Annotated in this window: 9 protein-coding genes; 4 read left to right on the forward strand and 5 right to left on the reverse strand. The window is 46.9% G+C overall.

Annotation, left to right across the window (positions count from 1 at the left end):
* Positions 1-108: 108 nt before the first annotated feature.
* The 3 genes from Q1A08_RS19345 to glnA form a co-directional block, all read right to left on the reverse strand.
* Entirely contained in the window at positions 109-1,167 is a 1,059-nt protein-coding gene (locus Q1A08_RS19345) for a pyridoxal-phosphate dependent enzyme (RefSeq protein WP_299775983.1), read from the reverse strand.
* A 136-nt stretch (positions 1,168-1,303) separates the two neighbouring features.
* Positions 1,304-4,780, reverse strand: a complete 3,477-nt coding sequence (locus tag Q1A08_RS19350; protein ID WP_299775985.1) for a sensor histidine kinase — start codon at positions 4,778-4,780, stop codon at positions 1,304-1,306.
* 264 nt (positions 4,781-5,044) lie between these two features.
* Positions 5,045-6,451: a glutamate--ammonia ligase gene (gene glnA, locus Q1A08_RS19355; RefSeq protein WP_299775987.1), complete on the reverse strand. Its 1,407-nt coding sequence runs from the start codon at positions 6,449-6,451 to the stop codon at positions 5,045-5,047.
* Between the two features lie 451 nt (positions 6,452-6,902).
* On the opposite strand from glnA, the gene thiI reads away from it, so the two are divergent.
* On the forward strand, positions 6,903-8,354 hold the full coding sequence (gene thiI / locus Q1A08_RS19360) for a tRNA uracil 4-sulfurtransferase ThiI (RefSeq protein WP_299775989.1): 1,452 nt from the start codon (positions 6,903-6,905) through the stop codon (positions 8,352-8,354).
* Between the two features lie 89 nt (positions 8,355-8,443).
* Here thiI and Q1A08_RS19365 read toward each other — a convergent pair whose 3' ends face one another.
* Positions 8,444-8,926: an Lrp/AsnC family transcriptional regulator gene (locus Q1A08_RS19365; protein ID WP_299775991.1), complete on the reverse strand. Its 483-nt coding sequence runs from the start codon at positions 8,924-8,926 to the stop codon at positions 8,444-8,446.
* Between the two features lie 131 nt (positions 8,927-9,057).
* On the opposite strand from Q1A08_RS19365, the gene Q1A08_RS19370 reads away from it, so the two are divergent.
* The 3 genes from Q1A08_RS19370 (at position 9,058) to typA (ending at position 12,724) form a co-directional block, all read left to right on the forward strand.
* On the forward strand, positions 9,058-10,044 hold the full coding sequence (locus Q1A08_RS19370) for a hypothetical protein (RefSeq protein ID WP_299775993.1): 987 nt from the start codon (positions 9,058-9,060) through the stop codon (positions 10,042-10,044).
* A gap of 140 nt (positions 10,045-10,184) precedes the next feature.
* Positions 10,185-10,658: a hypothetical protein gene (locus Q1A08_RS19375; protein WP_299775995.1), complete on the forward strand. Its 474-nt coding sequence runs from the start codon at positions 10,185-10,187 to the stop codon at positions 10,656-10,658.
* A gap of 251 nt (positions 10,659-10,909) precedes the next feature.
* The gene (gene typA, locus Q1A08_RS19380; RefSeq protein WP_299775997.1) at positions 10,910-12,724 is read left to right on the forward strand and encodes a translational GTPase TypA; all 1,815 of its coding nucleotides are present in this window, start codon (positions 10,910-10,912) and stop codon (positions 12,722-12,724) included.
* Positions 12,725-12,734: 10 nt separating this feature from the next.
* Here the strand turns inward: typA and Q1A08_RS19385 are convergent.
* Positions 12,735-12,954: hypothetical protein (locus tag Q1A08_RS19385; protein ID WP_299775999.1), on the reverse strand; the 220-nt coding region annotated here is incomplete at its 5' end.

Raw genomic sequence — 12,954 nt, forward strand, 5'->3', positions numbered from 1 at the left:
GCTGTCTCATTAAGGCTTATGGTGTAAGGCGTTTTTAAATATCTAAATCACCGCGCTTCTATTTAGATTGCAGTACTTCAAAAAAGTGCCTTATCTCCCAGTCTACGATTAAAGTGGCTGCGCTTGCAAAAATCGGTGCAGCTCTTTAGGTATGCTGGTGACATCTGCCTTCGCTGCCAGATCTTTAACGTCGGCGGAGTTAAACGTATGCCAATAAAGTATCTTTTTGTCGCTTTGGTTGGCGCAACAGTTTAGTGCGGCGGCGGCAGTTTTGGCGGTATAAGTGGGCTCAAGCTCTATTTGGGTTTGCTCAAACATCTGCTGTGCCCATAGGCCTTCGTTGCTGGCATGACCGTATCCTCGGCCATAGTAGTTGTCCTGCAGTTGAATCTCAGGAAGCTCGATGCCTTTAAGGCTTGGTTCTATTTGGCATAGGTATCTGTAACAAGCGCGTCGTAGTTTATGCACGGTGCCGCGAGTACAGGCAGGAATAGGCCCAATATGGGAGGGGGCCACGCGTATGCCGACCAATTGTGATTTTAACCCAGCTAAGGTGCAGCCCAAACTTAAGCCGGCCAATGTCGCGCTGGAGCCAACTGGGCAGTAGATGTAATCGGGCTCTGGCACAATACCGGCATCGATTTGTTGTTTGAGCTCAAAGGCCGCGTTAACAAAGGCAATGCAACCGGGAATATTAGAGCCGCCTGCAAATAAGTAATAGCGTTTTTTCGAGTGCAAAAGGCGGCCAAGATAAAAACTCAGTGCGGCTCTAAACAGTGAGCCTTTAAATTTAAGCTGAGCATTAAAGCGATGCATGAGTTTTAAATTTTGTTGCACATGGCTGGTTACAGGCTGTTTGAACAGTAGCAGTCTAAGAGGAATGCCCATTTGCAAGGCATAAATTGCAGTCGCAACTCCATGGTTAGTGCCAATGGCTCCAAAACTGACCAGATCCTTTTTTTTCGATCTTATGACGTCGGCGAGAATGAATTCTAGCTTTCGGACCTTGTTGCCCCCGTAAAGGGTGTTGGTCTTATCGTCGCGTTTAATCCATAGGTTGGGTGCCAGCTCTGGAAGTGGCTCAATTGGGGTCGGGAGCTTTGCTAATGCCAGTGAGGGAATGTGTTTACCAAGACCGGGGATGGCTTCAAATAAGGGCCTTTTCATCGAAATCTATAACGCTCGCTCGACTGGGATTAATGCATGGGGAGCAATTATAACTGACTAGGCAAAAGGTAGTAGTAAAAACGAGCTTAATGTGGCTTTTATTGAATGATGTTCTGGAGGGGGCTGTTTTTTGTGGCTAGGGGCTTGTGCTTGGCAGTTCAGTATCTTTGCTAGTGGAATGCTCAGATGCGTTTTCGTCAGGAAGCACATTTTTACCCGCTAGTGCTTCGTATTCAGATTCAGCTTGATCTTGGGCTTGGTCGACGGCCTGATCCAAGTTCTTAGGCAAGGTGACTTCGAACATTGCCCCTTCGGGGGCTTCGGTGCTGCAAACGATGCTGCCACCTAATCGCTGAGTGACCAGATTAAAAACTATACTCAGGCCTAGGCCAGATCCGCCTTTGCCTCGCTTGGTGGTAAAAAAAGGATCATAAATTTTACGCTTTATGCTTGGCGAAATTCCGACACCATCATCGCGGTGAACCAGTAACACAGATTGATCCTGGCTGTGTACATCAATATAAATATTACCCCCTTTGTTGGGCGCGCAGCCGTGTTGAATAGCGTTATTAACTAGATTGGTAATCAGCTGTGCGACGATGCCTGGGTAACTGTGCAGCACTATGTTCTCAGGGCATTGGATATGTACTTTGCAATTAGAATTTTTGACGGTCGGGGATAATGTCTCGAGAATCTGACTGAGATAATCCTTTAGTTGTATTTTTGAAAATACCTCGTTGTGTTGATCAACGGAAACATTTTTAAAGTTGCGGATGAGTTCGGAAGAGCGGTTTAGGTTTGCCAAGATTATGCTGGTGGTTTTGATGGTATTTCTCAGGTAGCTTTTGAGGATATCTTGGGTGAGGGACCCGTCTTCAAAATTACTTTGCAGTGATCGGCTACTATCGTGGAGATGGGATGCGGCCGTGACGCTGATACCCAGTGGTGTATTAACTTCGTGAGCCACCCCTGAAACCAGTTCTCCCAAAGCAGCCATCTTTTCTTTTTCCAGTAGTTGTTCTTGGGTTTCCATAAGCTCATCAAGAGCCTCGCCGAGTTGTTGGCCGCGCAGCTCTAGATCGTTATTTTTTTGATGTAGCTCTTGGGTTCGGTCCGAAACCAGTTTAGAAAGCTTTCGCTTTTCCTGTTTGTGTTGGTACAACCTGAGTCGATAGAAACCCAGTAAAGCCAAAATGATCAGCAGAGTACACGCAGCTTTGAAAGCATTTGATTGATACCACTGTGGTAGCACTTCTATGCTTATGGCTTTGTTGGGGATGGTTTCAATATTTCTGCTGTTTGTCCCTCTTAGATGAAGCGTGTAACTTCCGGGTGCTAGATTGCTAAACAGTAAGCTATGCTGGCCAGGGGGGATACTTTGCCATTGGCCTTGTTCATTTTGCAGGTTGTACTGAAATCGATTTTTTCCTGGGTTGGTAAAATCCAATATGGCTAGTTCCACGGAGAGTGTAGATTCAGCGGCCTTCATGCTGATACTTGGCTGATTGTAAAAATTTAAAGCCTCACCATCTAGCGATACATTGCTAAAAGCAAGGTTTGCTGCTTGTTGTGGGATGTTTAATGTGTCTGGCAGTATGGAGATGAGCCCGTTTGGCGTTGAAAAAAGCAGTTCTTTGTCTGAGTAGGATACGGCTAATTTGCCTTGGCTTAAAAAATAGCCGTCGGATTGGTTTAATGGGTAAAAGCTGTTGTTTCGCTTATCAAAAACCCCTTTGCTGCCCCATAGACGGCCGACATTATCTTCGACCATGACACCAAGAAAAAACGAACCTTGAGGAGCGCTTTTTATATTATTGAGCCTCTCAAAATGGATCTTAGAGTCTTTTGTGCGACCTTCAAATAAACCGTTACTTGTGTCGGCTCGTAGAATCCCTCGTTTATCCATGTGAATGGTTTTGACATCGACACCCACTAGGTGGCTTGCGTGGAGGGCTGATTCACTGTCTGCTGAGAGTGCGTTTTCTAATGAGAAAAGCCCGTGTTCCGATGAAACCCAAAGAGTATTTTGCTGGTCAAGAATAATATTGTTGGTGTAGCTGTATATGACATTGTTGGGGGACTCCATTCGGAATTCTTGATTTTCCCCGCTAGCCAAATTAACGCGCAGCAGAGAAAGTGTATTGCAGCTAAACCATGCATGGTTTGCAATAACACTGCTGACGCCGAGGGAATCACAAAAGTCATTTACCTTGATGTCTTCAAGAGATGCTTGGGATCTTTGGTATCGTTTTATACGACGATCCTGGTAGACAATAGCAGTGCTGCCATCGCTCAGAGTCTTTATATTGGTCAATTTTATTGGGTTCTGGTCGCTGCTTTGGCTGAAGTGTCTGAGTTCTTTGTCGACTTCTAGAAGCGATTTAGGTAGGGGGATTTTGTCGCCGTTCTTATCTATTAAGTTGAGCCCCTCCCCGGCAAGAAGAAAACCCTCATCACCCAGTTTGCCCATGGCGCTGACTTCTTTAATATCCAGCTGGTTTTGCTTGTTATCATGACTGTAAATAATTTTACTGCCCGGCGCATTACTGTTAACAGTGCTTAAGCTTTGATTACCCGCTAAATAGGCAATCCATATAAGGCCGGTTTTGTCTTTTAGCATGGTGTGCACGGTATTGTTTGCCAAGCTGTTATCGAAGCCGCGCTGTGTGCTTAAAGCTCTTAGAAATCGCCCAGATTGGCGATCGATGACGGCAATGCCTTTGCCATATACCGATGCCCAAATTTCCTGCTCATTCGCTTGGATAATGTGTCGAATGGTGGCGTGTGGTAGGGCTGGAAATTGAGAGTGACTTGGGTGGCCGCGGACAACGGTGCGGTCGTCGTCGGCCAGCCATAGTAAACCCCCTCTGTACGTGCCTACCCAAATTCTTTGCTGGGAGTCTTTAAAAAAGTTATAGGCTCTTTTCGATTCGATTTCGGGGGTATTGCTATAACTTTGCAAGGATTGAATCGTTTGGCTTTCAAGGTCGAGAATATCGATTCCGCCATCTGTCGCGACGAGCATTTTCCCGTGCCGATCTTCAATAATATCAAACACAGTGCTATGGCTCAGCCTTTGCTCATTGGGGCCATCCGCTCGGTAATTGGTAAAAGTTTGCTTACCGTAGGGTAGATGGCTTATGCCGTCATAGGTTGCTGCCCAGATGCCTCCATTTTTGTCTTCATAGAGACGATAAACTTCGTTATTGGCTAAGCTGTTGGGGTCGTCTGGATCATTTCGATAAAAGGAAAAGCGATCCAGCTCTGGGTCATAAACTGACAGAGTGGATTTTGTTCCTATCCATAGGCGCCCGTCTTTTGCGGCAAGCAGGGCGTAGATTTTATCTTCGATAATGCTGTGCGGGTTATTGCTATCGGGTCTATAAGCTTTGAATTCATAACCGTCATAGCGAAATAATCCATGCTCGCTGCCTATCCAAATAAAGCCTTGCTGATCTTGGGCAAGTGCTCTTACTCGTGGTGTGCCCAGCTGGCCTTTATCATGTATATGCGAAATGAGCTCTTGGCCATGGCGAGCGAGTAGGGGTAAAGACTCGCCATGTGTCGTGCTACAGAGAAGCAAAAAAATAAGAAAACGAGTAATGCAATGCACGATCTATCCTGCAGTTGTGAGGCTTAGGTGAATCTTGATTGGTCAAGGTTCACTAACAACTCGGCTCTCTATCTGAGAGTTATTCTTGCGCTGTTTTATTGAGTATAGGCAACTTTTTAAGGCTTGCTTGTGTGGGAAAAGGGTAATTGTCTGTGACTAGGTTAATAAAGGGTTGAGTTTGGAGGGGGGGAGGGATTGAGATTGGGGGTGATGTACAGAGATAAAACTGGGCAGGACGCTCAAGGCGCCTGCCCAATCAATAGCTTATACGCTGTAGTACATGTCAAACTCAACAGGGTGAGTGGTCTGCTCTACGCGATTTACTTCTTCCATCTTCAGGTCGATGTAAGCTTCGATCATGTCTTCGGTGAAAACACCACCGCGAGTTAGGAACTCGTGATCTTCAGCCAGTGCATCCAAAGCTTCACGCAAGCTACCGGCTACCTGTGGAATTGCTGCTGCTTCTTCAGCTGGCAAGTCGTACAAGTCTTTATCGGCTGCATCGCCAGGGTGGATCTTGTTCTGAACACCGTCTAGGCCAGCCATCAACATAGCAGCGAAGCACAGGTATGGGTTGGCAATTGGGTCAGCAAAGCGTGCTTCAATACGCTTACCTTTTGGTGAGGCAACGTATGGAATACGGATAGAGGCTGAACGGTTGCGAGCCGAGTAAGCCAACATAACTGGCGCTTCAAAACCTGGAACCAAACGCTTATAAGAGTTGGTGCCTGGGTTAGAGAAAGCGTTAATGGCTTTAGCGTGCTTAATGATACCGCCGGTGTAGTAAAGGGCAGTTTCAGATAGGCCAGCGTAGCCGTTACCGGCAAACTGGTTTTCGCCATCTTTCCAGAAAGACTGGTGCACGTGCATACCAGAACCGTTGTCGCCAACGATTGGCTTAGGCATAAAGGTCGCTGTCTTGCCGTAAGCGTGAGCAACATTGTGTACGCAGTATTTTAGAATCTGAACTTCGTCAGCTTTTTTAACCATGGTGTTGAAAACCACACCAATTTCACACTGACCGGCAGTGGCTACTTCGTGGTGGTGTACTTCAACGTCTAGGCCCATGGCTTCCATGGCATTACACATGGCAGCACGAATGTCGTGTAGGCTGTCTACTGGTGGTACTGGGAAGTAACCGCCTTTAACGCGAGGGCGGTGGCCCATGTTGCCATCAGCGAAAGATTTGTTGCTAGACCATGCGGCTTCTTCAGAATTGATCTCGAAGCTGCAACCGCTCATGTCGTCTTTCCACTTTACGTCGTCAAAAACGAAGAACTCAGGCTCAGGACCAAAGAAAGCGGTGTCGCCTAGGCCGGTAGACTTCAAGTACTCTTCAGCGCGCTTAGCAACTGAACGTGGGTCACGCTCGTAGCCTTGCATAGTGGAAGGCTCAACAATGTCACAGCGAACGATTACGGTAGGCTCGTCGGTGAATGGGTCTAATACACCAGACTCGTCATCTGGCATCAAGATCATGTCAGACTCGTTAATGCCTTTCCAGCCGGCAACGGAAGAACCGTCGAACATTTGGCCGTCTTCGAAGAAATCTTCGTCAACAACTTTGGCGGGAATCGTTACGTGCTGCTCTTTACCTTTAGTATCGGTAAAACGCAGATCTACCCAACGGGCTTCGCTCTCTTCGATCAGCTTCAGGGTATTCTCTGACATCTTCAACCTCCAGGGTGCTATGGTCATGGCTAATATAATAAATGCGCGGTCTATTCCCTTGCCGGGTCTGCGACCTTAATGCATACGGGTCTACACATGGCAAATACCATGCCAGTCTTATTTAGGGCGGATAGCCAGTGTTTTTAAGGGCCTTGATACCCATGGCACCAAAATTGTGCGCCAAATTGGTGTTTTTTGAAAAATAAAGCACCAATATAGTGCAATTTGCTGCGGTGTTTGTCGTTCGGGCGCTTTTGGTGCAGTTTGCTGGGCTGGATTGTGCAGAGCTGAACAAAAAAGAACCACAAACAAGTCATTTGATGAAAAAGTAACCGTGAGAAATCCTGGCGACTGTTTTATAATCCCGCCCCCTCGCTGCTCGGCGTCATTTTAGCTGGCATTGCGGCCTCGTTTCTTTACTCGATTCCTTATTAGGTATAAAGCAAGACTTATGCACATTATTGTTCGCCTTTTTTCAGAGATCACCATTAAAAGCGCACCTGTACGCAAGCGCTTTATTAAGCAACTGCGCAATAATCTGCGTGATTTGCTGCGCCCAATTGACGCGGGCATCAAAGTGACCCGTGAGTGGGAAAAAATCGATGTTATGGCGGACGGCGATGACCCGCAGTTAATTCAGAAGATCAGTCAGGTGTTGGCTTGTACGCCAGGTATCGCGCACTTCTCATTGGTGCATCAATACCCATTAGGTGATCAGCATGATGTGTTTGAAAAAACCATGCTGCACTGGAAGGATGCGCTTGCGGGTAAAACTTTTTGTGTGCGAGTAAAGCGCACTGGCAGTCACGAATTTACCTCTACTGATTTAGAACGCTATGTAGGTGGTGGTTTAAACCAGCACACCGAGGCTGCAGGCGTAAGCCTTAAAAACGCCGACATTACTGTGCAACTGGAAGTTAAAGACAATCAGCTGTTTGTGGTTGAAGCAAGGCGCCAGGGTATGGGTGGCTTCCCTATGGGGACACAGGATTCTGTCTTGTCTTTGATATCGGGCGGTTTTGATTCAACGGTTTCCAGCTATCTCACATTGAAGCGCGGCTTACGTACCCATTATTGCTTTTTTAATTTGGGTGGCCGTGAGCATGAGATTGGCGTAAAGGAAGTTTCATTTTATTTGTGGAATAAATTCGGCTCTTCTCACAAGGTGCGTTTTGTAACTGTGCCTTTTGAAGAAGTTGTGGGCGAGATTCTTAAAAACGTAAAGAACTCCCATATGGGAGTGATCCTTAAGCGCATGATGTTACGTGCCGCTGAGCAAGTCGCCGACGAGATGGAAATTCAGGCGTTAGTTACAGGTGAAAGCGTGGCCCAGGTTTCTAGTCAGACGCTTACAAATTTATCTGTCATCGATAAGGTAACTGATACCTTGGTGTTGCGTCCGTTGATCACCATGGATAAAAACGACATTATCGATATCTCACGTAAAATCGGCACAGAAGAATTTGCTGCGGCTATGCCTGAGTATTGTGGCGTAATCTCTAAGAAGCCAACCACTGCTGCTAAGATGGAAGATGTTCTAGAGCAGGAAGAAAATTTTGACTTCTCTGTGCTAGAGCGTGCAGTAAGCGATCGCAATGTGCAGACCATTGATGAAATCATGGCGGATACAGAGCAGGAAAGCGTTGAAGTAGAAATTCTTGCACAGCTGCCAGCTGCAGCGAAGGTGATTGATATTCGTCACCCAGACGAGGTAGAGCAAAGTCCGCTGAAACTTCCTGAGCAAGAAGTTATTTGCATTCCTTTTTATAGTCTCAGTACCAAAGCGGCGAGCTTAAAAGAAGGTGGTCCTTACTATCTATATTGCGATAAGGGCATTATGAGCCGCTTGCATGCCAGTCATTTGGCTGACGATGGTTATGCCGTTGGCGTTTATCGCCCTTAGTGGCCTATAGCTTTTATCTTGGGGGCTTTTATCTAAGAGCTGATGTCTAGAGCTTTTGTCTAAAGGCGATTGCTAAATTTAGAAGAGCATTAATCGCCATGCTCTTCTAAATTTAAGGCGGTTTCAAACTTCACGGTTCGAATGGAAATGGAGCTGTGAAATTTTCGAATGTTGCTATTGCTGTGCAATACGCGGTCAATAAACTTTTCATAGGCGTGAATATCGCGCACCGATATCAGTAAAATAAAATCCACTTCACCAGTGACTTGATAGCATTGGGTAACTTCTTTTGCCGCTAGTACTGCCTCGCGAAACTCGCGATAGATTTCTTGCCGATCACGTTCCATTTCAACGCTGACAATCAACTGCAAGCCGTGCCCAGCAAGCTGCGGATCGAGCATGGCGGCTTCCTGCAAAATGATCCCGCTTTCCCGCAAGCGCTTAACCCTTTGCAGACAGGCGGGTGGTGACAAGCCCACTTGGGCAGCCAGTGCCTGATTGGCAATGCGGTTGTCTTGCTGGAGCTGAGACAAGATGGCGATGTCTATGCGGTCTAGATTATAAGATTTCATTTTTCTTGCTTTATAAGAAACTCAATAAAGTAATGTGTTCATAATAAATCAAATATTAGCCATAAGCCTACAAATACAAAATAATTCGATAGTCACATCAGGCACAATACCTTTAATCTGAAGGCCTTATTTTGAAGGCGCTGTATATCGAAGAGGTGGTGGTAGTGCAGAAGTTCTTTAACGATTGGTGGGCCGAGACTCAAAGGGTCTGTTGGAGCCTATTTAAAGTCATGCTGCCAGTTGTTATTGCTGTGAAATTGCTCGATCAGTGGGGCTTTAATGAGTTATTGGCCGACTTTCTTGCTCCGCTTATGCAGGCAGTTGGCCTACCTGATTCCATGTCCTTGGTGTGGGCCGCGACTATGCTGTCCAATATTTACGCCGGCATGTTGGTGTATGTGCAGTTAGGTGAGCCTTTAAGTCAGTCCCAAATCAGCATTTTAGGGGCGATGATGCTGATTGCTCATGGCTTGCCCATGGAGGTGGCGATTGCCCGTCAGGCTGGTGTCTCGGTGGTCTTTAGCCTGGTGCTGCGCATTGTGGGTGCAATTGTTTTTGCTTGGCTGATCAAGCTTGCTTATGAGTTCTGGCCCCAAGACCAGGCGGCAGAGCTGTTATGGCAGCCTGATTTTGAACAGGCGACCACGTGGTGGGGCTGGGCCCAGGAGCAGCTACTGAGCTTTGTGGTGATCTTCTTGATTGTGGCTTTATTGCTGGCTGTGCTGCGTCTGCTTAGGGTGTTGGGCGTGGAGGCCCTGATCGCCTGGTGCTTGGCGCCGGTGCTTAAATTACTGGGTATCGCCAAAAGCGCCATGACCATTACAATTACCGGCATCACACTGGGTATGGCCTTTGGTGGTGGTATCTTAATTGATGAGGCGCGTCAGGGAAGGGTAGAGCCCAAGGATGTCTTTAGCGCCATCATGATGTTGAGCTTATTGCACAGCCTTATCGAAGATACCTTACTGATTTTACTGCTGGGTGCAGATTTTAATGCCATCTTCTGGGGGCGATTACTGTTTTCCTTGCTGCTAGTCGCTTTGTTAACCCGCTTGTTAAACCATCCTAAATTAAGCCGCTTATGTTATCGCGATATGCGTGAAAAGCCTGCAGGCTAGGAATTGCTAACTATACTCTTAGGGAATTGGGGCATTCGGTGTCAGTTTTTGAGCTTTTATGCCAAATACAGCTCAAGAAGATAACCGTTTGTCCGATAGCCTCAGTAGAGACAAGATAGCAGCGCAGCGAGCGAACAAGCATGGCAAAGAAGTCACAGGAATCCCAAAGTAAACAGAAGAAGGTCATTGGTGGCCTTATTGGCGTGGTGGTGGTGGCTACAGCTGTCGGTATGTTTGTCGCAAATCAAGGGCCTGCTCTGGCTGATCCAGATACCTTCAGTGACGGTATTCCGGTGTATGGCAAGCTTAGCCTCAATGATGCTCGCATTGCATGTGAGCGCTATACCCGCAAAAGCTTGGGTAAGCAGTTAAAAACCCTATCGGTAGATACCCGCTCTAGCCGCTTGGACAATAAAAAAGGCCAATATCTGGTCTATATGGAAGCCTATTTGTACGAGAATGAAATGGGCGGCGGCAAAAGCGATCACTATTATGTGAATTGTGCTTCTGATAAATCAAAGCTCAGCTTGGCTAAGTATGAGCTGATTAAAAACGAAAACGAAAAAACCAAAGCTAAGCGTAAGGAAAAAGGCAGTCGCTACGGTTGGCAGTAAATCTCTATGAGGGCGGGCCCTTAAAACCTGCTCTTTATAGCCGGACCCCAATATTCTACCGGTAAGCATTTGGGTAGTTTGTGCTTACTAACAGGCTCTTTGAGGCCCTTTGCCTCGCTTTGCATCCCCTTCTGTAACAAAGTCACTCGATCCCCCATAAAAAACCTAAATTGCTCATGATTTCGTCAGGCAGTCTCTGTATAATGCCGCGCTTCTTCGCCCAGCTGGGCTGTTTTTTAGAGAGATACATTGTGATCGAGAATTTACGCAATATTGCCATTATTGCCCACGTTGACCATGGCAAGACCACCCTAGTTGATAAGTTGCTGAGCCAATCTGGCACCTTGAGCCGTCGTGATGAAGGCGCCGAGCGTGTGATGGATTCCAACGACCAGGAAAAAGAGCGCGGTATTACTATCTTGGCGAAGAACACCGCCATTGAGTGGAATGGCTATCGCATTAACATCGTGGACACCCCTGGGCACGCCGACTTCGGTGGTGAGGTAGAGCGTGTACTATCGATGGTGGATTCAGTATTGCTATTGGTTGATGCGGTAGATGGCCCAATGCCACAAACTCGCTTTGTAACCTCTAAGGCCTTTGAGAAAGGCTTGAACCCAATCGTTGTGGTCAACAAAGTTGACCGTCCGGGCGCGCGTCCTGATTGGGTAATCGATCAAGTTTTCGATCTATTCGATCGTTTAGGTGCGACTGATGAGCAGCTAGACTTCCCAATCATTTACGCTTCGGCGCTAAATGGTGTTGCCGGTCAAGAGCCAGATGACTTGGCTGAAGACATGACCCCGCTATTCGAAATGATCACCGAGCGCGTTTCCGCACCTAAGGTTGATCCAGAAGCGCCTTTCCAAATGCAAATCTCCGCTTTGGACTATGACAGCTACGTGGGCGTAATTGGTGTTGGCCGTATTTCTCGCGGTACGTTAAAGCCAAACCAGCAGGTTGTGATTGCAGCGGCCGATGGTTCTACTCGTAAAGGTAAAGTACTTAACGTTAAGGGCTACTTGGGTCTTGATCGTGTGGACACCGAATTAGCCAGCGCGGGTGACATTGTTTGTATCAATGGTATCGATGGCTTGGGTATTTCTGACACTTTATGTGATCCAGATAATGTTGAAACTCTACCAGCATTGAGCGTTGATGAGCCAACCGTATCGATGACCTTTATGGTTAACGATTCTCCGTTCGCGGGCTTAGAGGGTAAGCTGGTTACTTCGCGCAATATTAAAGAGCGCTTGGATCAGGAATTGATTCACAACGTAGCACTGCGTGTACAGCAGGGTGATAGCGCTGATAAATTTATCGTATCAGGCCGTGGTGAATTGCACTTGTCGGTACTGATTGAAACCATGCGCCGTGAAGGTTTTGAAATGGGTGTATCCCGCCCTGAAGTAATTCAAAAAGAAATCGATGGCGTAATGCAAGAGCCTTTTGAAGCGGTTGTGATTGACGTTGAAGAGCAGCATCAAGGTTCGGTCATGGAAGAGCTTGGCTTACGTAAAGCTGAAATGACTAATATGGAGCCAGATGGAAAAGGTCGCGTTAAATTAGAATTTATCGTTCCTTCGCGTGGTTTGATTGGTTTCCGTGGCTTGTTCCTAACCCTAACTTCGGGTTCAGGTATCATGACCAGCATCTTCGATCACTACGGTGAAGTAAAGCAGGGTGAAGTGGCTAAGCGTCAAAACGGCGTATTGGTTTCTATGGTGAAGGGTAAAACCTTGAGCTACTCCCTATACAGCTTGCAGGATCGTGGTCGTTTGTTCTTGGGTCACGGTATTGATATCTACGAAGGCCAGATTATCGGTATTCATTCGCGCAGTAATGACTTGGCGGTAAACCCAACTAAGGGTAAGCAGCTAACCAACGTACGTGCATCGGGTACTGATGAAGCCACTATTCTTACTCCGCCAATCAAGCACACTCTTGAGCAGGCGCTAGAGTTTATTGAAGATGATGAGCTGGTAGAAGTAACACCAGAGAGCATTCGTCTGCGTAAGAAGTTACTAACTGAAAACGAACGCAAGCGTGCTAAGAACGCTAAATAAGTTTTAGTTTTTAGTTAAAGAAGAAACCGGAGCTTGCTCCGGTTTTTTTATGTCTTGGTTTTTTGTCCGGCTGAGGTTGCGCAAGCCTAATCGGGGTCAGATCCCACTTTGATAAAAATGCTGCAGTTGATTGAGTCGTGGTTTCAATTGAGACGGGATCTGACCCCAATTCTATTTCGTCGAGTGCGGCTGAGGTTGCGCCAGCCTTAACGGGGTCAGATCCCTCTTCA

It is taken from the genome of uncultured Pseudoteredinibacter sp. (assembly GCF_947500695.1).
In the GTDB taxonomy this organism is placed as follows: domain Bacteria; phylum Pseudomonadota; class Gammaproteobacteria; order Pseudomonadales; family Cellvibrionaceae; genus Pseudoteredinibacter.